This is a genomic window from Providencia sp. PROV116, from assembly GCF_028482485.1.
Lineage (GTDB): Bacteria > Pseudomonadota > Gammaproteobacteria > Enterobacterales > Enterobacteriaceae > Providencia > Providencia rettgeri.
In genome coordinates this window covers 132,333-156,906 of record NZ_JAMPQO010000005.1, presented here as the reverse complement: position 1 = coordinate 156,906, position 24,574 = coordinate 132,333, and the positions used below count along the sequence as shown (strand labels likewise).

The following is a 24,574-nucleotide window of genomic DNA, read 5'->3' as shown; positions in this document are numbered from 1 at the left end:
GTGAAGTTATGTTTTATCGTCTATACACCTTAATTATGAAAGAACTTCAATCATTACTTCAAGAACCGCAAACACGGGTTATCCTCATTTTACCCGTAATATTTCAGATGATTTTATTTCCTCTGGCCGCCACACTTGAGGTGACTAACACAACTATTGCTATCTTTGACCAAGACAATGGTGAGCATTCTATCGAGCTGACGCAACGTCTCGCTAAAGCCAGTGCGTTTTCTCAAGTTTTATTATTGAAGAATGAACACGATATTCGTGAAACGCTTGATAACCGCAAGGCGCTGCTGGTTGTCCGTTTTGGGCAAAATTTTAGTGCTGATATTGCAAGTCACCATAATGCTAATATGCTGTTACTCCTTGATGGACGTAATTCAAATAGTGCGCAAATTGCAGCAAACTATGTTGCACAAATTGTCACTCAATACCAACATGAGCTAACTCAATCACAACCCGTACCAAACAACAGTAAATTAATCGTTCGAAATTGGTACAACCCAAATTTAGATTATAAATGGTTTATTGTACCTTCATTGGTAGCTTTAATAACGACGATTGGGGTATTGATTGTGACATCTCTTTCTATCGCGAGGGAAAGAGAACAAGGCACCCTTGACCAATTACTCGTTTCTCCCCTGACCACTTGGCAAATATTTATTGGTAAGGCGGTGCCTGCATTGATCGTTGCGACTGCACAGGCGAGCTTAGTCCTAGTTATTGGGATCTTTTGCTATCAAATTCCTTTTGCTGGCTCCCTGCTCCTGTTTTATGCCACCATGTTATTTTACGGATTGTCATTGGTGGGATTTGGTTTACTTATTTCAGCACTGTGTTCAACTCAGCAACAAGCGTTCATTGGGGTATTTGTATTTATGATGCCAGCGGTGTTGTTATCAGGTTATATTTCCCCAGTCGAGAACATGCCAGTTTGGCTGCAACAAATTACTTGGATTAACCCAATTCGCCACTTTACTGAAATCACTAAGCAGATATACCTAAAAAATGCTGATTTTTCAGTTATCTTCCATAGTTTATGGCCATTATTTATCATTGCGATAATCACCAGTTCAGTGGCTTATTATTTATTTAGGAAGAAAATAGCGTGATCATAAAGAAACAACATTACGCTTTGAAAGTACAACTAAAAGTGCTGGAACTACCATTAACATCTTGAATTACAAATGAGCTAATAATATTCAAATCATATTTTACGATAGTATTTAGATCAAAAAACCCTTGTTACCAAAGTAACAAGGGTTTTCAATTTTAACGACTGCTATCCCCTCATTTCACTGAGTAATGAGGAATGCCAACCAAATTAGCGACGGTCGCCAAAGATACGCAGTAACATTAAGAACAGGTTAATGAAGTCTAAATACAGAGATAATGCACCCATGATAGAGTATTTACGCATTGTTTCTCTGTCGTTTTCATCAATTTGTGAACCCATTTCTTTCAGTTTTTGTGTGTCATACGCGGTTAAAGCAGCAAACAGTAAAACACCACCGTATGTGATCACCCAATACATCATGGTGCTTTGCAGCCAGATGTTAACCAAAGAAGCAACAACAATACCAATCAGCGCCATAAACAGGAAGTTACCCATACCTGTTAAGCTACGTTTAGTGGTATAGCCGTAGAAGCTTAATGCACCAAACATTACCGCGGTAATGACAAATGTGCCCGCAACAGACTCACCTGTATACGCAGCAAGAATAACTGAAATCGTTAAGCCTGTGAGCAATGAATAGAGCATAAACATGCCCGTTGCTGCCATGCCACTAATTTTTTGCAGTAGGAATGAAATTCCCATCACTAAACCGAGCTCAGCAATAATCATTCCAAAAAAGAGAATTTTATTGGTTGCAATGGTGTAGTACAAACCGCTGCTAACTGAATACCATGCAACAAAAGCTGTCAGCAGTAGACCGACTGTCATCCAGCCGTATACTTGCGACATAAATGCCTGAACGCCAGTATTGGCACCCTGGACAAGAGAATCATTACGTTGATCAAACTGACCCATGATGGTTACCCTTTCGCTAAAAGAAAAATCGACCCAGTAAAAATACTGTAATCGGAGAAATTAACCAAAGTCTAACACATTCTTTTGACAATACCATTCAGCAAATTCGTATTTTTCAGAGGAAAAAGTGCGATTACCAGCGGTTTGCAGACGCCTCGTCGGTTTCTTTCGCTTCCACCCATCGCTCATTTTCAGGTAATGTTTCTTTTTTCCAAAATGGTGCTTTAGTTTTTAAGTAATCCATAATAAATTCAGCAGCTTGAAATGCTGCATTTCGATGGGCACTCGTCACCCCAACAAAAACAATTTCTTCGCCAGGTTGTAAGGTACCAATACGGTGGATCACACTGACTCGCTGCAATGGCCAACGTTCTTTTGCTTCTACAACTATATTTGTTAACGCTTTTTCTGTCATTCCCGGGTAGTGTTCGAGTGTTAATGCCGCAACACTGTCACCTAAATTATGGTTACGCACTTTCCCCGTAAAAGTCACGACTGCGCCATCACTATCGCATTGAGCAAGCCATTGATATTGCTCGCCAACACTAAAATTTTCTGTTTGTACTGCAATATGGGTGTTTTCCATATCACCCCCCAGTGACTGGTGGGAAAAAGGCCACTTCGTCCCCTTCTGAGAGTGGGTGGTCTAGTGAAACAAATGATTGATTAACAGCGGCAAGTAATTTGCCATCTTCAAGTGCCAACGCCCAGCGATCGCCTTTTTGTGAAAGCGCTTGACGTAAATCTTCAACTTTTTGGTAAGTGTCAGTGAGTTCTAAGCGTTCTGTTCCGACTAGCTCACGTACTTGAGCAAAAAATAATACTGTGATCATTATTCCACCTTAAAATGTCCAGACTTACCGCCTGTTTTTTCTAATAAACGAACAGGGCCAATCACCATATCTTTTTGCACTGCTTTACACATGTCATAAATCGTCAAAGCAGCAACGGATGCAGCAGTTAATGCTTCCATTTCAACCCCTGTTTTCCCTGTTAATCGGCAACAAGTTTCAATACGAACTCGGTTATGCTCAGGTTCCGCTTTGAGTATCACTTCAACTTTGGTTAACAGCAGTGGGTGGCATAATGGGATAAGCTGCCAGGTATTTTTTGCCGCTTGAATACCCGCAATACGCGCCGTGGCAAACACATCGCCTTTATGATGGCTACCGTCAACAATCATCGTTAGAGTTGCTGGATTCATAGTGACATAAGCTTCTGCGCGAGCTTCACGAACAGTTTCAGCTTTGGCTGAAACATCAACCATATGCGCCTCGCCCGACGCATTGAGGTGAGTCAGTTGGGACATATCTTCTCCTGAAATAAAAAAGAGTTAACCGCCGATTACAGATAAATTAGGTGTAATTCCGCTATCACCCATATGCAGAAAATGGGTTTCTCGTTTATGGTGTAAGCCTCGCTGAATGCGGGCTTTTAACGCTTCGTTTTGGTCATCTGCACCCAATAAATCACGCAGCGGAATGCCATTTTCACCAAATAAACATAAATGTAGGTTTCCTAGTGAGGAAACACGTAAGCGGTTACAGCTTTGGCAAAAATCTTTTTCATACGGCATGATAAGCCCGATTTCGCCTTGGTAATCTGGGTGACTAAAGACTTGAGCAGGGCCGTCGCTTCGGGAACGTGGAAGCATATACCAGCCTTCTTCAATTAAACGCTCGCGAATAGTTTCACCCGAAATATGAAAACGTTGGAAAATATCGCTGCCGTCGCCGGTTTCCATTAACTCAATAAAACGTAATTGAATAGGACGATGTTTGATCCAGTTTAGGAATGACTTCAAAGCGATATCGTTGACATTTTTCATTAATACCGCGTTCACTTTGACTTTTTCAAAGCCAGCTTCAAAAGCAGCATCAATACCTTTCATCACCTGAAAGAATTTGTCTTGTCCCGTGATCGCCGCAAATTGACGTGGATCGAGGCTATCAACACTCACGTTGATCGCGTTCAGTCCAGCATCTTTCCACTCTTTTACGTCTCTGGCCATACGATAGCCATTGGTGGTCACGGCGATTTTTTTGATCGATTCATTTTCATTGATGGCAGCAATAATATCACTGAAATCTTTGCGCATGGTCGGTTCACCGCCCGTAATACGCACTTTTTCTGTGCCTAATTCTGCGAATGCCGTACTAATACGACGAATTTCATCTAATGTTAAGAATTCATGACGACCGCTTGGCTTGTAGCCATCGGGTAGACAGTATGTGCAACGAAAGTTGCAAACATCTGTTATAGAAAGCCGGAGATAGTAAAATTTCCGGTCAAATTGATCGACAAGTTGCTGCATAATCACACCTTTCCAAGTACGGGAGATGCAGACATTTCTATCTTGCACCCTGGTGGCTCTAGGCCACGGCCAGTGCATCATATTCAGTCATTCAAACTTAGACGCAAAGGCTAGGAGTTTTATTTGGAACCGAGTCACTGATTTTAAACTGTAAAATGCGTCACTCTGTTCACTTAATTTATGTAAGGATTCTAGCCGATAGAAATTGAAAAAGCGAATTGCAATTCGATATATACTATTATATACAGCGACTTACAAAAGATATTATAGAATCACCGAAGCTATTATTATCACTGATAATTTTCCATTTTAGATGGCTTTAAAAAGCATAATTTCATACTAATTGATTAACATCTCTAACTATTTAATTAAACATTTATTGATATAGATCTAAAATGGGGAGCAAGCTCCCCATCTAATTGTTTACGTTATAAATATCAACACTCAACGCTTATCAAAACCGATATTTCAAATTGAATAATTGGCATATCAATTAAAAATAAATAGTAAGGTGCAAAATTTATTAACCAATAACACGACAGCGTAAAGTATGACGTGTATTTAGAAACGGTATTCTATCCCGCCCGACACCGTTCGCCCTCTACCTAACGTATTGGCCAAGCTTTCCCCATAACTAACCACGTACGCCCGATTAGTCAAGTTTTCGACATTTCCTCGAATAGTTAAATTATCGGTTAATGCATAACTTGCATATAAATCAATCAATGTATATTTAGGCCAGTCAGCTAAGTAAGGGGAATTTGATTGTACTGAGTAGTCTTGAAAACCTGGCGTGAAGCGAACGACTACACCACCATCGAGTTTTCTATCAAACGCTCGCCCACCTAATGTAAAGGAACCACGGTCACCGGGTAAGTTCGCTGCACTGCTGAAAATGGCGCTGCTGTCACAATCCACATGGTTATTTGATGCCTCATTTGGCTCAACATACCAGTTACCTGGGCCAACGTCTTCGCCATACTTCAATACACCACCTAGCCATGCAGGATGTGAACAAAATTTATTTTTGCCAATCATATGGGTAAAGGTCAGGTCTGCATACACAAAACCTGCGTCGTAATTTAGTTGATATTCAACCCCTCTAAAACGGGTCGCAACCAAGTTGTTGCTATAAGCAGCATTTCCAATATTAGGGCTAACCATCCCTGGTTTCTTACGGTCAATCGCTAAGTTAATGTAGTTATCTACACGTGTATCAAAATAGGCAACTTTTGCCACAAATCGGTCTTCTTCGATAAACAATTGCGGATAATTGATGTTCATCCCCACTTCCCAAGCATTTGAACGCTCAGGTTTTAAATACGGATTGGGAAATTGAGTCGAACTACTGTGAGCACTTCCTGTGGTTAACGTTTCTGTAATCGCTGGCGGGCGCCATGACCGCCCATAACTGGTAAACAATTCCATCCATTCAAGATTAGGACGCACCGCTAAACGAATATGGGGTGAAAATGCCCCTTCTGAGTTATCAACATCCCAATTTTCCGTCGTCATAACAACCTTGCAATCACGTAACCTTCTTCCTGTACATGGATTGTCTTTGGTATAAGGAAGTACTGCATAACTCATACTCGTTTGGCCTTTGAGAGAATAATAGTCATAACGCATTCCCCCTTCTAATGTTAACCAATCATCGTATTCATAAGTCAAATTAGTGAAAAGTGAGCTCAATGAACGTTTTCCGTCCGGTGTCACTCCACTCGCCGCTTCACGTGTCGAACTACTACTCGCTTTGTCTTGGAAAGTTTCCAAACCATAATGCGCTTTTAATACATTGTTATGGTTAAATTCAATTTCTGAATGATTTTCAAGCTGTATCCCTACCGTTTTGACTCGAGTGTCCATCTGGTAGCCATTATTATAAATTTGGCTAGTGGAATAGGTATCTGTATTGTCTTTGGTATCAACAAAATACACTTTTCCTTTTAGCTCGGTGCTCCATGGGTTATCGCTAAATTGAGTGTAATCAAGGGAATAATTCTTGGCTGTTACATCACTGAAACCGCTACTTTTCCACCCTAGCTTATAAGGCCACGAGCTACCTAAATTCGTTAGCGTTCCTGCATTTGGCGTTGCCACTTTGGTTTCTAAGTAATTAAATTGTAAACGCTGTTCGTCACTTATATTCCAACCGGCTTTTGCCAAATAAGAGGTCATTCGGTAATTACTGTCATTAATACGAGTGTGTTTTAATTGGTGCGCAAGTTCATCATAATGCCCTGCCCCATTATTGACTCGAATATTACCGATATTACCGTGAGTTCCTGGTTTATAATCCCCAAGACGTCGTTCACTGGCCGCAAATAACAAATCCGCGTTTTCATTCCCTAATGCCAGCACACTACTGCCAATAAAATGAGTATTATTTGACCCCGTACTCGCATGTAATTTTCCACCAAAAGTTTTATCTTTTGATAAAAAATCAGACGCGTTGACTGTATTGAAGGTCGCCACACCACCTAAGGTTCCACCGCTCCCCATCCCACTTGTATTGCCCTTTTGTATTTCCACCCCAGAAAGCAGTTCTGAGTCGATATACATAGAACCATTGCGCTGCCCATGTCCGCTTTTTTGAAAGTTTTGCCGCATACCATCGATATTCATATTCACACGGCCATAATCCTGTATCCCACGGATATTCACAGATAAAGAAGGGTCTTGCTGGCTAACACTCGAATAGACACCTGTCGTTAGCTCTAACACATCAGCTATGTGCTTTGGTGGGCGGTCATCAATTTGTTTTTTACTAATCACACTGACAGATGATGGACTGTTATATACCCAATCCCCTTGTTGGATCTGGCTTGCTGTGACGGTAATGTTATCTAGCTTAATCACCGAATCACCGGTAGTAGGCGTGATACGCTCAATAGTTATTCGGTTATTTTGTAATTGATATTGCACAGGGTTTGAACCAATTAATCGACGTAATCCCTCCTGTAGCGTAAAGCTTCCTTTCAAGCCTTGGCTTTGTAACTCATTAATTTCTCGGCTCTGAATGATAATTTCTACCTTTGCTTGCCGAGCGAATTGCAGCAAAGCATTTTCAAGTGAGCCTGCCTCAACAGAAAATGTTATTTCCTGCTGTGCGGATGCTACCGCTGAGTTAGCCTGTGCTAGATTGAAAAATGAAAATGCTGGTAACGTAAATAATGCAAGGTGAACACAGAGTGTTGCTTTTTTATAGTGGTGCTTTTTTTGAGCCATTTCCCATCCCTAAAATGATAATGGTAATAAAAATCATAATCACTTAGATCAAGACGCAGGAATTAGGAAAACCCGTAAATAAATTTTAAAAAAATAATTTATTATTATTCGATATCTATATTAATTATTAATAATCAATATATTAAAGTGAAAAATGGAGTTTCATAAACGGATAAGCCATACGATGACACCAAATGCGTTAGCCCACTATCAAGTGTGTTAATTTGTAATACACCACTAATGTGCCCGACTCGCTCCTCAGTCAATAAAATAATTTGCTTGTCACGGTATCGATTTATTTCAGCAATAACCTCCGGAAAGGTTTGCTGCTGAAAAATAATTTGTCCTTCTCGCCATACCGTAGAATGTGAGTTGACCATGGAAGTCATAGGCGTTATATCTGATTGATATTGAGTGAAATTTCCTGCTGGAATGACCATTTCTTGCCCTGATAATAGTGACACCTTTACACTGTGTTGATAAACACTGACTGCTACTTTGCTATTTTCATTATCAACTGAAAATTCAGTGCCAAGTGCCTGAGTTATCCCATTTTTCGCCATAACCTGAAAAGGCCTTGGTTCCGTATCCGTTTTTGGTGCAACAGTAAAATAAGCACGCCCTCGTAATAAATTAACTTGCCGATACTGCGGGCTAAACGCTAATTGCAATTGCGCACCACTGTCGAGGTCAACACGGCTACCATCAGGTAAGGTAATATGCTGTATTTCACCGGTTTTCGCATAGTAATCCACTGGCTGTGTATATTGAAAATACCAAATTGACATGGATAACACACTCACTAGCACAACCGCCGCTATTGATAAACCAATATAGCGAGGCCGCCTCTTTTTATTCATTCCCTGTTGGTTATCTACTGTTTGTTGTCGCGGTTTATTGGCTGTTAATGCCCATAATTGCCGTGCACGATAGTATGTAGACTTATGTAACTCTGACGCATTGAGCCAAGACTGGAAATCTTCATTTTCTTGCGACGTCAGCTCTCGTTGCGTTGTTTTAACAACCCACATTGCGGCTTTGTTTTCAATTTCAGATGGACTATCAGATGGCTTCATGACTAGTCTCTCCATTTATGAATTAGCATTGCCAATGCATTGGCTAAATGTTTTTCGACTGTGCTTAATGAAATATTTAAGCGCTGCGCCACTTCCGTTTGAGCTAATCCTTCTTCTCGATGCAAGCGAAATATCTCCTGAGTCCTGGACGGCAAAGATTGAATAATTTTCTGAATTTGTGCGAGTTGTTGGTCATGAATAACCGTGGCTTCAAGGCCTTTTACCCGTGATGGGATCTCTTGCCAGTGTTGGTCACTGATCGCCATTAATTGTTGTTTTTTCTGTAGCCGGAAATGGTCAACCATCAGGTTTTTCGCAATGCGATACAAATACGCATCAAAATCTTGAATAGTTGATGTTTTCATTAACTCTGCCATTCGAGCAAAGCTTTCCTGTGTGATATCCATACTTAAATTATGGTCTTTAAGGTACATATTCAGATAACGGCATAACGACGATGAATGGCGAGCAAACAGGCGCTGTAATTCTGAATCAGACATATTGATCCATAAAATAAATAATGAAAATGAGAATTATTTACATAATATAGATAATAATTTAAAATGAAAACTCCCTAGCGCATTTTTCCTTCTAAGACTCACATCAATACAGAATCGTCTCTTTTATTGTTTTTTGTCACAGTACTTAAGCTAAGAATGATGTTTTATGATAGATTAACGCCCAATTTATTTTAGTCGCCATAAAACGGGCTTAGCGTAAAAAACGCATTTCGTAACTCGCTGGTTTACTTGCTTTTATAAGTACTGAAAATTAACTGATATAGGAACACTATGCCGAATTGCAGTCTGGCGGATCTCAGGCATGTTGTCGCTCTAGGTGGCGGGCATGGACTTGGTCGCGTGATGTCTTCACTTTCTTCTTTAGGTTCTCGTTTAACGGGTATTGTTACCACAACCGATAATGGGGGCTCAACAGGCCGTATTCGCCGCTCTGAAGGCGGGATCGCTTGGGGAGATATGCGTAACTGTTTAAATCAGCTAATTACTGAGCCATCTATTGCTTCTGCGATGTTTGAATACCGTTTCAGCGGTAATGGTGAACTTTCAGGCCATAATTTAGGTAATTTAATGTTAAAATCATTAGACCACCTAAGTGTTCGTCCGTTAGAAGCCATAAATCTTATCCGTAATATGCTAAAAGTTGATGCGCAGTTGATCCCGATGTCGGAATCCCCTGTTGATTTAATGGCTATCGATGAAATGGGCAATGAAGTATACGGTGAGGTGAATGTTGATGCCTTACATGAAATCCCGCAAGAATTACGCTTATACCCGACAGTAAAGGCAACGAAAGAAGCCTTACAGGCTATCCACCAAGCAGACTTAATTATTATCGGCCCCGGCAGCTTTTTTACCAGTTTAATGCCATTATTGCTTTTGGATGAAATTGCAGCTGCACTGCGCGAATGTAAAGCCCCGATGATTTATATTGGTAACTTAGCGAAAGAAATTAGCTCCCCAGCAGCAAACCTGTCTTTGCCTGACAAGCTAAAAATGATGGAGCATTATATTGGTTGCCAAAAAATTGATGCGTTAATCCTTGGCCCTCGCACACAAACCAGCAATATCAGCCCTGAACGCAAAATAATTCAACGGGTACTCGAAGCTGACGATATTCCCTATCGCCATGATAGAAAGCTGTTACTGCAAGCCATCGAAGAAACCATCAACTTGTTATAACCCCCTAACCGCCATTCCGCTGCTAAATACCCGCAGCGGAAAACCTTCCCTAAAATTAGCCCTTTGTTTCCTGTATTTCCACAAAATCTATTTTCAAAATACTTTGCGTTGTGGGTAGGCGGCAAGTGAAGGCAGCTCGGGGAGCATACATAAATATGTGACCCGAGTGACTAAACGTAGCCAACACCCCCACAGCGTGAGGTATGAGGAAAATTACGAATTAGCGATAAACTGAGAGCGTATCTCCTGCAATTCGTCTCGGACTCGCGCAGCCGCTTCAAATTCAAGATCTTGAGCATGCTTATACATTTGCGCTTCAAGTTGTGAAATCCGTTGCTCCAACTCTTTTGTCGACATCGATTGGATATCAACCGAATTATTATTTTTACCATTGTCTTTCGTACGGTTTTTTCCTTTACCACCCACTTTGTGGCCAATTTGCAGGATATCACCGATTTTCTTATTCAAACCTTGTGGTACGATTCCATGTTCTTCGTTGAACGCCATTTGTTTAGCACGGCGACGCTCTGTTTCTGCAATCGCTTTTTGCATGGAGTTGGTGATCCTGTCTCCATAAAGGATTGCCTTACCATTTAAGTTACGAGCCGCACGCCCTATGGTTTGAATAAGCGAACGCTCTGAGCGCAAGAAACCTTCTTTGTCCGCGTCCAAAATAGCCACCAGAGAGACCTCTGGCATGTCCAAGCCTTCTCTTAATAAGTTGATCCCAACCAGTACATCAAACTCACCAAGTCGCAGGTCTCGAATAATTTCCACACGCTCGACTGTATCGATATCTGAGTGAAGATAACGCACTCGCTCACCGTGCTCTTCGAGATATTCCGTTAAATCCTCTGCCATACGTTTTGTTAAAGTAGTGACTAATACACGTTCATTTTTCTGTACACGGATACGGATTTCAGACAGTAAATCATCCACTTGGGTAGTAACTGGGCGGACTTCAATAATCGGGTCAAGTAGGCCAGTAGGCCTAACAACTTGCTCAATCACTTCATTGCCTGATTTATCAAGCTCGTAGTTACCCGGCGTTGCCGACACATAAATAGTTTGAGGAGCTAAGGCTTCAAATTCTTCAAAGCGCATTGGGCGGTTATCTAATGCAGAAGGGAGACGAAACCCATATTCAACTAAGGTTTCTTTTCTTGAGCGATCCCCTTTGTACATCGCACCGATTTGCGGGATGGTAACGTGAGATTCATCCACCACCAGCAAGCCATCTGCGGGTAAGTAATCAAATAGTGTCGGCGGCGGCTCGCCAGGAGCACGACCCGATAAGTAGCGTGAATAGTTTTCAATACCTGAACAATAACCGAGCTCATTCATCATTTCTAAGTCGAATTGCGTTCGTTGAGTAATACGTTGCTCTTCAAGTAATTTATTGTTTTCTAGTAATACTTTTCGTCTATCCGCTAATTCAACCTTAATTTGTTCCATTGCTTCGAGAATACGCTCTCTCGGTGTGACATAGTGCGTTTTTGGATAAACGGTGAAACGAGGAACACGATGTTGTATTTGCCCTGTCAATGGGTCAAATAATGACAACCGTTCAACTTCGTCATCAAACAACTCAACACGTAAGGCATACTCGTCTGATTCCGCAGGAAAAATATCGATAACCTCACCACGAACTCGGAAAGTCCCCCGCGTAAAAGCTTGGTCATTCCGCGTATATTGCAAGTCCGCTAAACGCCTTAAAATTGAGCGTTGGTCGATGATCATGCCATCCGTTAGGTGCAACATCATTTTTAAGTAGCTGTCAGGGTCACCCAAACCGTAAATAGCCGACACAGAAGCCACCACAATCACATCGCGACGTTCGAGTAAGGCCTTGGTCGCAGATAACCGCATTTGCTCAATGTGTTCGTTTACAGACGCATCTTTTTCAATGAAAGTATCGGAGCTTGGGACGTAAGCTTCAGGCTGATAATAGTCATAGTAAGAAACGAAATATTCCACAGCGTTGTCTGGGAAGAAGGCTTTCATTTCGCTATAAAGCTGTGCCGCTAAGGTTTTATTATGCGCCATTAACATGGTAGGCCGGTTCTCTTGCGCAATAACGTTGGCAATAGTGAACGTCTTACCAGACCCCGTTACCCCTAATAGGGTTTGATGAGCAAGTCCATCTTGTAGCCCTTCCCTTAACTTATGGATGGCTTCGGGTTGGTCCCCTCCCGGCTGAAAATCAGAATACAGCTTAAAATCCTTACTCATATTAACGCCCCTTAACTAGTTTCTCCCATTATGATACTGGATAAAAAACCAGCTTCAAGTATTGAAGCTAAATTTTCTGTTATTCTCCGTTCTAATATGTTTATAAAAATGTTATCCCCAAAAAAGTGCTTGACCTTTTTGAAACTTTATATTTTATGCTATTGCATTTTTATGCCGTATCTCAAATGCAAATTGAAGGCTTGATTTTATTTAACCATTTGTATTTATTAAAAATTAATTTAAAGTCCAGAATCACATCAAATAAAGTCAAAGCCGCTTGTCGCCTAGCGTAGAACTTGTTTTATAACGTTAATACACAAGGTTATCCACAGAAATGGTGGATAACTCTTGAAGCCCTTTAGGCTCATGGATTCACAAGATCCCTAAGATTTGTTCAATGGAGGCTAAATGACAAAAAGATGGCAGTTTAATGAAAAAATTTTTACGTAGTAACTGCGATGAAAAACAGATTTTATCTTTTTTATTAAGATCTGAGTGGTATTTTTACTGAAATACTTGACAGTATTTCAGTTGAGAACGTTAAAAAAGATCGGATCTCTATTTAACAATTGATCAGCCCCAAGCACTTGACTTACTTGGGGTAAAATATTTATAAATTTTATATAATCAAAGAGTTAATAAAGAAAGATCTAAATAGCTGCCTAATTCACCGTTAAGAGTGTCTTGATGTGGGATCACACCTAAACAAGGTGCCTTAATCATTCGATTAAGTGTCAGCAAATATTGTGCTTGGAAACGACCAGCAGGTTCAACTTCATTGGCGACCCAGCCAGCCACAGGCAAACCTGAAGCCTCGATAGATTCCATGGTTAACAATGCATGGTTTATACAACCTAACTTAACACCAACCACTAAAATAACGGGTAACTGCTGTTCAATCACCCAATCTGCATACGTTTTTTCTACGGATAACGGGGTATACCAGCCACCAGCACCTTCCACTAATAACCAATCAGCTTGAGATTTCAAATAAGCCAACCCTTGATTGATTATTGAAAATTCAATAGGTTGATTTAATTCTTCACTGATAATATGTGGCGAAGTGGGTGCTTCAAACACAATCGGGTTAATCACCTGATAAGGTAATTTTACTCGGCTATTGGCTTGTAATAATAACGCATCGCTATTACGCAACCCGTCTACCGTGAGTTCACTTCCAGATGCAACGGGCTTAAAGCCCACCGTGTTCAAACCTTGATAACCTGCGGCTTGCAGTAAAGCACAACTTACAACGGTTTTCCCTACTTCTGTATCCGTTCCTGTTACAAAATACACTTTAGTCACGGAAAATCACTCCAAACACCGTATGATAAGTTAAAGGTAGGCCTTGCTCTGTCATTGGATAGAGCAAAGCAAGTTGCTGCAAATGCTGGCGAGTCACTAGCCCAGCTTTACGCCCAGTGGTCAAATGTGTCGCGCCAATCCCTTTCAATGAATGGAGCAACGCTATTAACTCAGGAAAATAGAGTGTATCCTTCTGAAAAATAAGTTTATGTCTCCATGACTGACAACTATTTCGTATCTGTTGAACACTGAGAAAGGAATTCACATGCGAATAGCCATCAAGTGAATGCCAAGCTGAAGATAATTCTGTGAGAGAATGCTCTGCAAGCGTAGTGAACACCACAACTCCACCCGGTTTTGTCACCCGATACAATTCGCTTAATGCTTTACTCAGATCTTGGCACCATTGGACCGATAAACTTGAAAAAACCACATCAAAGGTTTGTGAATCTAATGGAATGGATTCTATATCAGCACATAAATAGTGATCGGCCACGGCTTTCGTTTGTGCCATTTCAAGCATTCCCACAGAAAGGTCTAATGCAGTGACGCGATGCCCTTGGTTTTTCAATTTATAGCTAAAATAGCCCGTACCGCACCCTGCATCTAAAATATGCAATGGCGCCGTTGATTGTGAGTGATTTAAGGCTGAAGTCAGATGATCAAGGAGTTGTGTTCCTGTTGATCGTTGATAACTTGCCACTGCATCATAACTTTTAGCTGCACGGCCAAATGCCGCTGCAATTTTATGCTTTTCACGACTGAGCGATAAAGTCATGTAAAGCCTCCAATAATTGATCGATATCTTGACGTTGGTGTGCAGCACTTAACGTGATCCGTAGCCTAGCACTCCCGGGCGGAACCGTTGGCGGCCTAATCGCTTGCACCCAAATATTTTTGTTGCGTAAAAAATTGGCTAACTGTTGGCTAGCTTGGTTTTCGCCAACAATTAATGGCTGAATAGCCGTCGTTGAATCAGTCAGTTGCATGCCATGAAAATCAGCATTATGTCTAAAATATTCAATATGTTGCTTAAGATTTTCTCGTGCCTGATCCGCAAGCTGAATTTGCTCAACGGCCGCCAGAAGAGCAACGGCCTGAGCCGGAGGCATCGAAGTGCTATAAATTAAATGGCGTGCAGATTGGATGAAAAATTCAGCCGTTGGCTCATCACACAGCACCGCTGCGCCACTTAAACCAAATGCTTTACCAAATGTCACGACTAAAATTTCAGGTTTAACCCCACTCGCAAAGCAGCTACCACGACCTTGTTCTCCGATAACGCCAATACCATGTGCATCATCAACCATCAACCAAGCATGCTGATTTCTTGCTATTTCCTGTAATTGTTGAAGGGGAGCACTATCACCATCCATACTAAAAACGCCTTCCGTCACAACAAGCGTTTTTCCCGAAATAGGCTTGTGGATTAAGTTTTCGAGTGATAATGGATTATTATGCTGAAAGCGCCTTAATTGAGCCCCCGAATGAATCGAGGCTTCCATGATCGATGCATGGCTGAGCTTATCCGCTAAGATACGATCTTTTTCCGTCATTAATGCGGTGATCACCGCATGGTTCGCAGCAAATCCAGAAATAAACAATAAGGCTTTTGGGTAGCCTAGCCAACCAGCGAGCGCTTGCTCTAATTTATTATGCGCTTTGGTGAACCCTGTGATATGTCCCGATCCCCCACTCCCCACGCCATATTTATCGGCACCACGTTGCCAAGCGGCAACCACTTGGGGATGGTGAGATAACCCCAAATAGTCATTGGATGAAAAGTTGAGATATTCTTTTCCGGAAAAATAAAGAGACCTACCATTCGCATGATCAATGCACTGACGTTGACGCCAGATAGACGCCTGCTTACGCTGCGCTATCTGGTTTTGTATAAATGATTGCCAAGTCATTATACTGCAGCGTTATAAAATTGAGCGTTATCAGCAGTTAACAACGTTTCGGCTAACTTAGCAGCTTGATGGTTATCCCCTTCGTCGGTTTCAAAACGCTCAGGGTTAATATTCAGTTTTCTGAATAGCGCCAAGTCTTTGTTTTCGTCAGGGTTTGGCGTCGTTAATAATTTACACCCATAGAATACGGAGTTTGCACCGGCCATAAAACATAATGCCTGGGTTTGCTCATTCATGTATTCACGGCCTGCAGACAGCCTAACGTATGACGTTGGCATCATGATGCGTGCAACGGCAATAGTACGAATAAAATCAAATGCATCGACATCTTCGTTATCTGCCATTGGGGTGCCTTCAACTTTCATCAACATGTTGATCGGCACACTTTCTGGCGGTTTCGGTAAATTGGCTAATTGGACTAATAAGGCCGCTCGGTCACTAACTTTTTCACCTAAGCCTAAAATCCCACCCGAGCAGACTTTGATCCCTGCATCTCGTACATTTTCGAGTGTATTTAAGCGATCTTGATAACTGCGAGTCGTAATAATATTGCCGTAGTATTCTGGAGAGGTATCAAGGTTATGGTTATAATAATCTAATCCTGCTTCTGCTAAGCGTTGAGCTTGGGAATTATCAATCATCCCTAAAGTCATACAGGTTTCCATGCCGAGTGACTTCACTTCTTTTACCATCATTTCAAGGTAAGGCATATCGCGTTCTTTCGGGTTACGCCATGCCGCGCCCATACAAAAACGGGTTGAACCTGCTTGTTTTGCTTTTTTCGCCGATTCCAGAACTTGCTGAACTTCCATTAATTTTTCAGTTTCTAGTCCTGTTTTATAGCGGGCGCTTTGCGCGCAATACTTACAATCTTCAGGGCAAGCCCCAGTTTTAATCGATAACAAAGTGCTGACTTGCACTTGCTGGGGGTCGAAATGTTGGCGATGAATTTGCTGTGCCTGAAATAATAGTTCAAAAAAAGGCATTGAAAACAGTTCATTAGCTTGTTTTATTGTCCACTGTTTTAATTGGCTCACGGAAACGCTCCAGTTGAAAAAGTTGTTGCCAGTTTAAATATTGTGATTATCATGTCAACTAAAATGAGATAAAAAAGTTGACGATGATAGCAAATGAATAACGTAGATATTCAATTTGATGCCAAACATATTTGGCACCCTTATACCTCGATGAGCCAGCCAATTCCGGCTTATCCGATTGTTGAAGCCCATGGAGCTGAGCTAATCATGGCCGATGGGAAAAAATTAATTGATGGGATGTCTTCATGGTGGGCAGCCATTCATGGTTATAATCACCCTGTATTAAACCAAGCGGTCACAACGCAATTAGCAAAAATGTCCCATGTGATGTTTGGCGGAATTACGCACCCACCCGCAGTGAACCTATGCAAGCAGTTGGTTGCAATCACACCAGAGCCACTCGAATGTGTCTTTCTTGCCGATTCAGGGTCAGTGGCGGTTGAAGTTGCTCTGAAAATGGCATTGCAATATTGGCAAGCCAAAGGGGAAAAACGTCAACGTATCCTCACGTTACGCCATGGATATCATGGAGATACCTTCGGTGCAATGGCCGTATGCGATCCTGATAATTCAATGCATGGCCTGTATAAGGGGTATTTACCTCCGCATATTTTTGTGGAAGCTCCTCAATGCGGTTTTTACGATGAATGGAACAGTGCAGATTTACACCCTCTTGAAGTACAACTTGCCGAAAATAGCCATGAAATTGCAGCGATCATCCTTGAACCGATTGTTCAAGGCGCTGGTGGAATGCGCATCTATCACCCTGAATATTTAAAGGGAGTTCGCCATTTATGCGATCAATATGGTCTATTATTAATTGCCGATGAAATCGCTACGGGGTTTGGTCGTACGGGCAAATTGTTTGCTTGCCACCATGCAAATATATCACCGGATATTATGTGTTTAGGAAAGGCATTAACCGGTGGTTATATGACCCTTTCGGCAACGATCACAACCCGCCACGTTGCAGAAACTATTAGCAATGGGGAAGCGGGTTGTTTTATGCATGGCCCGACCTTTATGGGCAACCCACTTGCCTGTGCCGTTGCAGATGCTAGCCTGACTTTGCTGCTCAATAGCCCTTGGCAAACAACAATTACCACTATTGAACAACAACTTAAGGCTGAGCTAACACCATTAGCATCCCATCCTAGCGTAGCAGATGTGAGAGTTCTCGGTGCAATTGGCGTGATTGAAATGAAGAAACCTGTAAACACAGCGGCTTTGCAAAAAGTATTTGTGGAAAATGGTGTTTGGGTTCGCCCATTCGGCAAACTGATTTATGTAATGCCACCGTACATCATCACCCCAGAGCAACTGAGCAAAGTGACGAATACGATGGCAAAAGTGTTGGGATAACTCAATAAATTCAATCTTAATCGAAGTCGATTTTTACTGGATTTTTAACTGGATTTTTAACTAGATTTTTAACTAGATTTTTAACTAGATAATCTTCTAAATAATTCGAGTTATAGCAAGGCGGCAATCGAGGATATCTTGGGGAGCATACACCAGTATGTGACCCAAGTAGCCGAGTGAAGCCAACACCGCTATAGCTCGAAGTATGACGAAGATTAAAGGATAGTGACCCACATAGGTCCTTTCCCTACCCCATAGCGTGATAATAAACGCAATTTCCCCGTAATCGGGTCAATTTCAGAAACTGAAATGTGGTCTGATTTTTGCCCGCTGGAAATTAAAAAACGACCTGTCGCATCAATATTAAAGCCCCTTGGGTGCGTCTCTGTTGGGTAACGTGCTTCTAATGTTAGCTCGCAACCGTCATCAGAAACCAGATAGTGGCTGAGGTAGCTTTCAGAACGTTCACTAACATACAAATGGCGGCCATCTGGCGTAATATGGATATCGGCAGCCCAGCGCTGGCTTTCGTTACCTAATGGGTAATTTGCCAAGGTTTGCATGTTACGATAGCGAGTGAATTTACGATATACGCCTACCGTTGAATCTAACTCATTCACACAATAAATGACCTTTTCAGTCGGATGGAAGGCCAGATGACGAGGGCCAGATTTTTCAGCCGTAGTAATTTGGTCTGCAGTTGCTTCGGTTAAATAACCATTTTCATGTAAATCGAATAAACGGATATGGTCTTCACCTAAGCAAGGCACCCAAAGCTGTTGATTATCAACATCAACATGAGACGAATGTGGATTTTGCAATCCTTCAATCACTTGAACGACTTGGTTTGGTACACCTTCATCATTGATAGTCAGAACTGATAGATTATGTTGATGATATGAAGGAACAAATAAATATTTGCCCGTGTTATCCAATGATAAGTGAACTGGCGTTCCTGGAACGGATGTTTCTGCTTTTAAACGCAGTGTCCCTTTGCCTTCAATTTCATAGGTTACAACACGAAAATTCGGGCGCACACCAATATAAAGGTATTTTTTATCATGGCTTAATACCATAGGTTGCACTTGGCCCGGTGTTTTTACTGTTTGTAAAAGAGTAAGTTCCCCAACCTCATTCATCAACCATACGTGAATTTGCTGACTCTCGGGGCTCGCAATATAAACAACCTGATTCATCCTGACTCCTTAATTCATGATAAAAATACAAAACCGCATCTATAGTCCACTACATTGGCTTCACTATACCCTATATTATGCAAATCACAGTGAGTAAATAGCGCCAAAGTTCAGCGTCATGAATTTAAAGCTACAATTAATTCATCCAATAACTCAGAGGAGGATGCTGACACCAAACTTCCCCCATTGATCACGTTTGTTTTATTACCATTAATGTTTGCATAATAAACTCCAGCTTCAGTAAGGCAAGGTAAAATAGCCGCGATATCCCATGGTTTCATTAACGTATCAATAGCACAATCGATCCTTCCTGCTGCTACCATTAAATGCTGATAACAATCATTTATAAAAACCATATCTTGAGCAGAATTAACGACATTTGATAGATTGTAAGCTTTGTTACCTTCTCTGTTATCAAAATTGGTACTGTGTATACCTGATATCGAAACAACAGCTTCGCCTAATTTTTTCGTTTTTTTTATCTGAGTGCATATCCGTTTTGGTGCAAGATCACCTTTTTTAGACCAACACCCGTTCCCTAACGATGCATAATATATAGAATCAATAGCGGAAAATGATATAACTCCGACAAGGGGAATGCCACTTTCAACATAAGCAATTAACGTACTAAATAATGGAACGCCATACAAAAATGCTCGTGTTCCATCAATAGGATCTATTATCCATCCGGTAGAAAATTCACCTTCAATATTTGTTCCGAACTCCTCCCCTAAAATAGGAATATGTGGAGTTCTCGCCTGAAGTACTTCTCTTATCACATTTTCTACTTTAAGATCTGTAGCGGTAACAATGGTGTTATCTATTTTTCTGGTAAATGTACCAGCTTCGTAAAAACCTTTTAGTAAATATTTACTAGCAGTATTCGCGGCTTCTAAAGCAATATTTAACACTGTAGAACTCCTTAACTAGCTTTTTGGTAACTCATTGCAACCCTAACGTTCTCAACATAAAACGATCAAGATTTCCCTTGAATGATTCAACAGTAGACCATGCAAAATCTGAGTGCTCAGAGCTTAAACAAACATGACCAGAGCATGAAACATTAAAGTTTAATTGGATACAACGTTGGCCCATTGCTTGGTACTCAACCGCACCGGAAAACCCAGAAATTTCAATAATTATCATTCCGGTTTCTTCTGCGATTTCACGACTAAGCGCTGTCTGCATATCTTCATCACACTCCATGCCACCAGAAGGAATTTCCCATACATTTGGCATGAACTCGCCTTCTGAACGCTTCAAAAAAAGAATTTTTGAATCATGTCCAGCTTTGATTAAACCGCCTACAACAACACGATCATAGTTTTTAAGTTTGGACATGACTGAATGGGGGATATATTTTTCTATCATCTTCGATACTTCTCTGTAACAGATGAAATGATTGATAAATAATTATCAATAAAATTGAAACGCTCTTCTCCGTACCAAATATCCAACTTAAACATACTATTGTGAAATTTTATAGCATTTCCGAAATAAGCTTTATTAATTCGAATTTTCTCACCATAGTCACGAGAGATTTTATTTGGTGAGTGAAAGAGAGAATATTCATTGATAGGGCACGTTGAGCCAGGTATATCAGCCTCAAGTGCACCAGCTTGGTTTAATATATCTACGAATTCATGCAGACCAATTGAAAATTTAGACTTATCAAACATAACTGGCATGGCATACCAAGCTGGGTTCGCTTTTTTAGGAATGCGAACTATCTTTAAACCATCGATCTGCTCAATTCCAGTTTTCAATAAATGAGCAGTTTCCCTTTTTTCTTGCATCATCTGCTCAAAGTTTAGCATCTGAGGCATAACAACCGAAGCACCAAGTGGGTGCATTCGTAAATTAAGGCCAGTCCCTGTAATAGCAAAATCTCTTAAACTATCAGTGTTCACTTCCTTTTTTGCACGCTTATTAAAATGCCCGACTAACACAGCTCGTTCGTAGAATTCACGATGCTTAGTGGCAAAGAAGCCACCTTCGCCTGAAGTTAGTATTTTCTTACCCTGAAAACTCCAAGCAGAACCATCAGAAAAACTCCCAATCATTTTGCCATCCCAAGTTGCTCCATGTGCATGAGAACTATCTTCTAATAAAAGAATTTCGTGTCGTTCGCATATATCTATCAGTTCATCCATATCACACGGTATCCCCCACATATGTGTAATAATCACCGCTTTTGTTTTATCGCTAATCAGGGCTTCTACGGATTTTGGATCTACATTGCCATTATCCCCACAGTCTGCAAATTTTAGCTCAGCGCCTAGCTGGTGGAGTGGAGAGCATGTAGCAAAGAATGTATAGCTAGGGACTATTACTTCATCCCCTCGGCCTATACCAGCACCATAAAACATGGAAAATAATGCTGTAGTACCAGAATTAACAGCAATTGCATTTTCTACATCAAAAATTTCTTTAAATGTACTTTCTAGGCGCTCGTAAATTCCACCATTATCATAAATTGAGATATCTTCAAAAAGTTGCCTATTAACACTATCTTTAATTTCATCTGTAATAATTGGATGACTAAACTTACAGTATTTTGATTTCATCATACTTCCATTCCTTTTTATTTTATCGCTTTATAACCACTTTCTTTGAAAGCAATTTCTAAAATATCGGTCACGGCAAGTGAACTGACTAAGTTACTATTGAAACTGTCTTGAGAATCACTGAAAAAAAGCTCTCGATACATACGAACAAATGGTGACTCAAGTGCATTAATAAAATTAAATTCATTTATTATTTTTTGTTTCTTTGACTTAACCTGAACTATATTTTCATTTCCATAAATAATACAATTATTACTTATTAACGTTACATCTTCATGTTTCTTATATCCTACGCATGATATATATAAAAATAATTGTATCTCTGCATTGTAACTCTACAAAAGCAACATCATCAACATCATATTCACCAGAAGAAGTATTTATTAACCTAGAGTAATTAACATTAATTTCATCTCCATCAAATAAATAGTTTACTAAATTTACAATGTGATAGCCCATATCCAACCAAACACCACCACCAGAACTCGCATGACTGCTTCTCCAGTCACTATTTGGATTTTTACTAGGAATAGTGTATCTTATTTCTATTTGGGAGACTTTTTCTTCTGTTGAGATTAAATATTCTTTCAGTTTTTCATAAGCTAACGTATATCTCTTTTGACAAACAGTAAAAAATCTCATATCATTTTTAATTATTAAATTCTTTAATTTTTTCGCCTGCATGACATTTAAAGCAAATGGCTTCTCTTTTATTATTGTTATATTATTTTTACAGCAATAAAAAATTACATTTTCATATAACTCATGAGGAAGAGCAATAATAATTGTATCTGGCTCAATTTCATCGAACATTTTACGATAACATAAATAAGTAGGAGGACTGTAATTTAATAATAATTTTGTTTTATAAATATTACTTATCGATATATCACACAGCGCACTAATACTCACCCCCAAACTACATAATGCAGGTATGTGTTCCTTTCTTACAATATTCCCACATCCAATTATCGCCAACCTCATATAATTAAATCCCCATATTAATGGCCCAACTATTTCGCATGGATTTTATTTTCAATTTAAAACGACATGCATATTAGTTAATGTTTTACAAAGAAAACAATCTAAGAAAATTACTTTTTATATTATGCTTGTTTATTTTTAATAAATAACGAAGTATATTATTTCAACTTGATTTTTTAATGTAACATCAAAGTTTTATTGGCTACCACAATAAACCCTTTATTCTTACTAGCAAGATGCTAAATACTATCTAAATAACCTTCGCCACAAATCACTTCAATGTAGTATGAGTCCATGCTAACAACTTTTTGAGCGTTCGAAATTTCAATTCTGCAATTTACTAAAAAAACGCCTCATTATCTTAAAATTTTAAAATCATAGTCGATATTGAGCTTTTCACATCAAAAGTATCTACCTAAACAATATGGAATATCTGTCTCTGACAGACAACCTCAACAACAGCTAGATTTAACAATGCCAATTAATATTATCTACAATTTATCGCAGCTATTAGTTTAATTTCGCTTTAACTGTAAAAAATGACACCAACACCACTATATATATCGTGCCAAGAACAAATAATAGTGATACTAAAACGGTTCAGTTCGTTACTATTATCCGCTATGATGATAAAACAACCTTAGCTTACTAACATGAATATGATAGTTTATAGCTGTGCTCAATATATCCTCATCTCCTATACTGATGCTGCCAATCATCGTATAGATAACTCTAAAATCACGTGGAGCCGTTTATGTCATACCGCGTTATTGCGCTCGATCTTGATGGAACACTACTTGATCACCAAAAGAAAATTCTACCGGAATCTCTAGCTGTCTTACAGGAAGCCCGTCGCCAAGGCGTTAAGGTCATCATTGTGACAGGTCGTCATCATGTCGCTATTCATCCGTTTTATCAAACCTTAGATCTTGATACGCCAGCGATCTGCTGCAACGGAACTTATCTATACGATTATTTAGGCAAAAAAGTCCTAAAATCTAATCCGATGACCCTCGATTCAGTCACGCAAATGATCGACAAATTGCGGGGCACTGATATTCAACATTTGATGTATGTTGATAATGCGATGCTCTATAACGCACAAACAGAAGGCATTAAACGTACATTAAATTGGGCCGAATCCTTACCTGTTGCACAGCGTCCAACCATTGAATTTGTTGAAGATTACGCTGATGTGATGCATAACTATGATTCTATTTGGAAATTTGCTGTTAGCTCACCAAATACAGATCAACTTCATCAAGTCGTTAGTGAAATTGAAAATGACTTTGGTTTAGATTGTGAATGGTCTTGGATGGATCAGGTGGATGTCGGCCGTAAAGGTAATAGTAAAGGCCAACGCTTAAAGGAATGGGTTGAATCCCAAGGGATGACAATGAATGATGTTGTCGCTTTTGGTGATAATTTCAATGATTTAAGTATGCTGACAACCGCAGGTTTAGGTGTCGCGATGGGTAATGCGGTTGATGAAATCAAGCAACAAGCTAAGCTCGTGACTCGAGTTAATACTGAACCGGGTATTGCTGAAGTTATCCGTAAGTACGTTCTGTAACGTCCAATTATTTTATTAATTCAAGGAAAGCTCAGCTTTCCTTTTCTTATTT

22 protein-coding genes and 1 riboswitch are annotated in these 24,574 nt (G+C 40.2%); of the genes, 4 read left to right on the top strand and 18 right to left on the bottom strand.

The genetic code is table 11. The features are described 5' to 3' along the window. Window positions 1-8 precede the first annotated feature (8 nt). Window positions 9-1,115, top strand: a complete 1,107-nt coding sequence (locus PSE72_RS04960; protein ID WP_109910976.1) for an ABC transporter permease — start codon at window positions 9-11, stop codon at window positions 1,113-1,115. A 212-nt stretch (window positions 1,116-1,327) separates the two neighbouring features. On the opposite strand, the gene PSE72_RS04955 is transcribed toward PSE72_RS04960, so the two are convergent. The 8 genes from PSE72_RS04955 to PSE72_RS04920 form a co-directional block, all read right to left on the bottom strand. Further along, on the bottom strand, window positions 1,328-2,035 hold the full coding sequence (locus tag PSE72_RS04955) for a Bax inhibitor-1/YccA family protein (RefSeq protein WP_109910975.1): 708 nt from the start codon (window positions 2,033-2,035) through the stop codon (window positions 1,328-1,330). Window positions 2,036-2,168: 133 nt separating this feature from the next. After that, window positions 2,169-2,621 carry a molybdopterin synthase catalytic subunit MoaE gene (moaE, locus tag PSE72_RS04950; protein WP_004909169.1) on the bottom strand — a complete coding sequence of 151 codons (453 nt, stop codon included), beginning with the start codon at window positions 2,619-2,621 and terminating at the stop codon, window positions 2,169-2,171. Between the two features lies 1 nt (window position 2,622). Further along, window positions 2,623-2,868: a molybdopterin synthase sulfur carrier subunit gene (gene moaD, locus PSE72_RS04945; protein WP_004909166.1), complete on the bottom strand. Its 246-nt coding sequence runs from the start codon at window positions 2,866-2,868 to the stop codon at window positions 2,623-2,625. Continuing rightward, window positions 2,868-3,344: a cyclic pyranopterin monophosphate synthase MoaC gene (gene moaC / locus PSE72_RS04940; RefSeq protein ID WP_109910974.1), complete on the bottom strand. Its 477-nt coding sequence runs from the start codon at window positions 3,342-3,344 to the stop codon at window positions 2,868-2,870. The genes moaD and moaC overlap by 1 nt, the downstream gene beginning before the upstream one ends. Window positions 3,345-3,368: 24 nt before the next feature. Continuing rightward, a complete protein-coding gene (gene moaA / locus PSE72_RS04935; protein WP_109910973.1) occupies window positions 3,369-4,349 on the bottom strand; it encodes a GTP 3',8-cyclase MoaA in 981 nt (326 codons plus the stop codon). Beyond that, window positions 4,339-4,478: riboswitch (molybdenum cofactor riboswitch) on the bottom strand. It overlaps the preceding gene by 11 nt. A 432-nt stretch (window positions 4,479-4,910) precedes the next feature. Then, window positions 4,911-7,577, bottom strand: a complete 2,667-nt coding sequence (locus tag PSE72_RS04930; RefSeq protein WP_115167706.1) for a TonB-dependent hemoglobin/transferrin/lactoferrin family receptor — start codon at window positions 7,575-7,577, stop codon at window positions 4,911-4,913. 134 nt (window positions 7,578-7,711) lie between these two features. Continuing rightward, complete coding sequence (locus PSE72_RS04925) at window positions 7,712-8,653, bottom strand: FecR family protein (protein ID WP_198641793.1); 942 nt, start codon at window positions 8,651-8,653, stop codon at window positions 7,712-7,714. 2 nt (window positions 8,654-8,655) lie between these two features. Further along, window positions 8,656-9,153, bottom strand: a complete 498-nt coding sequence (locus PSE72_RS04920; protein ID WP_115167708.1) for an RNA polymerase sigma factor — start codon at window positions 9,151-9,153, stop codon at window positions 8,656-8,658. A 291-nt stretch (window positions 9,154-9,444) separates the two neighbouring features. Between PSE72_RS04920 and PSE72_RS04915 the strand changes: the two genes are divergently transcribed. Next, window positions 9,445-10,353 (top strand): gluconeogenesis factor YvcK family protein, encoded by a 909-nt coding sequence (locus tag PSE72_RS04915; protein WP_004909155.1) that lies wholly within the window; start codon window positions 9,445-9,447, stop codon window positions 10,351-10,353. Between the two features lie 213 nt (window positions 10,354-10,566). On the opposite strand, the gene uvrB is transcribed toward PSE72_RS04915, so the two are convergent. The 5 genes from uvrB to bioB form a co-directional block, all read right to left on the bottom strand. Further along, window positions 10,567-12,585: an excinuclease ABC subunit UvrB gene (gene uvrB, locus PSE72_RS04910; protein ID WP_115167709.1), complete on the bottom strand. Its 2,019-nt coding sequence runs from the start codon at window positions 12,583-12,585 to the stop codon at window positions 10,567-10,569. Between the two features lie 627 nt (window positions 12,586-13,212). Further along, the gene (bioD, locus tag PSE72_RS04905; RefSeq protein ID WP_109910969.1) at window positions 13,213-13,890 is read right to left on the bottom strand and encodes a dethiobiotin synthase; all 678 of its coding nucleotides are present in this window, start codon (window positions 13,888-13,890) and stop codon (window positions 13,213-13,215) included. Beyond that, window positions 13,883-14,668 (bottom strand): malonyl-ACP O-methyltransferase BioC, encoded by a 786-nt coding sequence (gene bioC, locus PSE72_RS04900; RefSeq protein WP_115167710.1) that lies wholly within the window; start codon window positions 14,666-14,668, stop codon window positions 13,883-13,885. Before bioC ends, bioD begins: the two co-directional genes overlap by 8 nt. Further along, on the bottom strand, window positions 14,646-15,803 hold the full coding sequence (gene bioF, locus PSE72_RS04895) for an 8-amino-7-oxononanoate synthase (protein ID WP_115167711.1): 1,158 nt from the start codon (window positions 15,801-15,803) through the stop codon (window positions 14,646-14,648). Before bioF ends, bioC begins: the two co-directional genes overlap by 23 nt. Continuing rightward, entirely contained in the window at window positions 15,803-16,840 is a 1,038-nt protein-coding gene (bioB, locus tag PSE72_RS04890; protein ID WP_109910966.1) for a biotin synthase BioB, read from the bottom strand. Before bioB ends, bioF begins: the two co-directional genes overlap by 1 nt. Before the next feature lie 93 nt (window positions 16,841-16,933). Here bioB and bioA point away from each other — a divergent pair, with 93 nt between their 5' ends. After that, complete coding sequence (gene bioA, locus PSE72_RS04885) at window positions 16,934-18,202, top strand: adenosylmethionine--8-amino-7-oxononanoate transaminase (RefSeq protein WP_115167712.1); 1,269 nt, start codon at window positions 16,934-16,936, stop codon at window positions 18,200-18,202. A gap of 215 nt (window positions 18,203-18,417) precedes the next feature. Here bioA and pgl read toward each other — a convergent pair whose 3' ends face one another. The 5 genes from pgl to PSE72_RS04860 form a co-directional block, all read right to left on the bottom strand. Next, window positions 18,418-19,398: a 6-phosphogluconolactonase gene (pgl, locus tag PSE72_RS04880; RefSeq protein WP_115167713.1), complete on the bottom strand. Its 981-nt coding sequence runs from the start codon at window positions 19,396-19,398 to the stop codon at window positions 18,418-18,420. A 116-nt stretch (window positions 19,399-19,514) separates the two neighbouring features. Next, the gene (locus PSE72_RS04875; RefSeq protein ID WP_109910963.1) at window positions 19,515-20,309 is read right to left on the bottom strand and encodes an inositol monophosphatase family protein; all 795 of its coding nucleotides are present in this window, start codon (window positions 20,307-20,309) and stop codon (window positions 19,515-19,517) included. 31 nt (window positions 20,310-20,340) lie between these two features. Further along, window positions 20,341-20,739 carry an NUDIX domain-containing protein gene (locus PSE72_RS04870; RefSeq protein ID WP_226537876.1) on the bottom strand — a complete coding sequence of 133 codons (399 nt, stop codon included), beginning with the start codon at window positions 20,737-20,739 and terminating at the stop codon, window positions 20,341-20,343. Between the two features lie 26 nt (window positions 20,740-20,765). Continuing rightward, window positions 20,766-21,968 carry a DegT/DnrJ/EryC1/StrS family aminotransferase gene (locus PSE72_RS04865; protein WP_115167714.1) on the bottom strand — a complete coding sequence of 401 codons (1,203 nt, stop codon included), beginning with the start codon at window positions 21,966-21,968 and terminating at the stop codon, window positions 20,766-20,768. A gap of 279 nt (window positions 21,969-22,247) precedes the next feature. Beyond that, window positions 22,248-22,949, bottom strand: a complete 702-nt coding sequence (locus tag PSE72_RS04860) for a Gfo/Idh/MocA family protein (RefSeq protein ID WP_115167715.1) — start codon at window positions 22,947-22,949, stop codon at window positions 22,248-22,250. A 754-nt stretch (window positions 22,950-23,703) separates the two neighbouring features. Between PSE72_RS04860 and PSE72_RS04855 the strand changes: the two genes are divergently transcribed. After that, window positions 23,704-24,522, top strand: a complete 819-nt coding sequence (locus PSE72_RS04855; RefSeq protein ID WP_109910960.1) for a pyridoxal phosphatase — start codon at window positions 23,704-23,706, stop codon at window positions 24,520-24,522. Window positions 24,523-24,574 lie beyond the last annotated feature (52 nt).

Excerpts from the sequence above, each read along its gene's own strand:
- PSE72_RS04960 (WP_109910976.1), top strand. The coding sequence starts at position 9 with ATGTTTTATCGTCTATACACCTTAATTATGAAAGAACTTCAATCATTA.
- PSE72_RS04955 (WP_109910975.1), bottom strand. The coding sequence starts at position 2,035 with ATGGGTCAGTTTGATCAACGTAATGATTCTCTTGTCCAGGGTGCCAAT.
- moaE (WP_004909169.1), bottom strand. The coding sequence starts at position 2,621 with ATGGAAAACACCCATATTGCAGTACAAACAGAAAATTTTAGTGTTGGC.
- moaD (WP_004909166.1), bottom strand. The coding sequence starts at position 2,868 with ATGATCACAGTATTATTTTTTGCTCAAGTACGTGAGCTAGTCGGAACA.
- moaC (WP_109910974.1), bottom strand. The coding sequence starts at position 3,344 with ATGTCCCAACTGACTCACCTCAATGCGTCGGGCGAGGCGCATATGGTT.
- moaA (WP_109910973.1), bottom strand. The coding sequence starts at position 4,349 with ATGCAGCAACTTGTCGATCAATTTGACCGGAAATTTTACTATCTCCGG.
- PSE72_RS04930 (WP_115167706.1), bottom strand. The coding sequence starts at position 7,577 with ATGGCTCAAAAAAAGCACCACTATAAAAAAGCAACACTCTGTGTTCAC.
- PSE72_RS04925 (WP_198641793.1), bottom strand. The coding sequence starts at position 8,653 with ATGAAGCCATCTGATAGTCCATCTGAAATTGAAAACAAAGCCGCAATG.
- PSE72_RS04920 (WP_115167708.1), bottom strand. The coding sequence starts at position 9,153 with ATGTCTGATTCAGAATTACAGCGCCTGTTTGCTCGCCATTCATCGTCG.
- PSE72_RS04915 (WP_004909155.1), top strand. The coding sequence starts at position 9,445 with ATGCCGAATTGCAGTCTGGCGGATCTCAGGCATGTTGTCGCTCTAGGT.
- uvrB (WP_115167709.1), bottom strand. The coding sequence starts at position 12,585 with ATGAGTAAGGATTTTAAGCTGTATTCTGATTTTCAGCCGGGAGGGGAC.
- bioC (WP_115167710.1), bottom strand. The coding sequence starts at position 14,668 with ATGACTTTATCGCTCAGTCGTGAAAAGCATAAAATTGCAGCGGCATTT.
- bioF (WP_115167711.1), bottom strand. The coding sequence starts at position 15,803 with ATGACTTGGCAATCATTTATACAAAACCAGATAGCGCAGCGTAAGCAG.
- bioA (WP_115167712.1), top strand. The coding sequence starts at position 16,934 with ATGAATAACGTAGATATTCAATTTGATGCCAAACATATTTGGCACCCT.
- pgl (WP_115167713.1), bottom strand. The coding sequence starts at position 19,398 with ATGAATCAGGTTGTTTATATTGCGAGCCCCGAGAGTCAGCAAATTCAC.
- PSE72_RS04870 (WP_226537876.1), bottom strand. The coding sequence starts at position 20,739 with ATGTCCAAACTTAAAAACTATGATCGTGTTGTTGTAGGCGGTTTAATC.
- PSE72_RS04865 (WP_115167714.1), bottom strand. The coding sequence starts at position 21,968 with ATGATGAAATCAAAATACTGTAAGTTTAGTCATCCAATTATTACAGAT.
- PSE72_RS04860 (WP_115167715.1), bottom strand. The coding sequence starts at position 22,949 with ATGAGGTTGGCGATAATTGGATGTGGGAATATTGTAAGAAAGGAACAC.
- PSE72_RS04855 (WP_109910960.1), top strand. The coding sequence starts at position 23,704 with ATGTCATACCGCGTTATTGCGCTCGATCTTGATGGAACACTACTTGAT.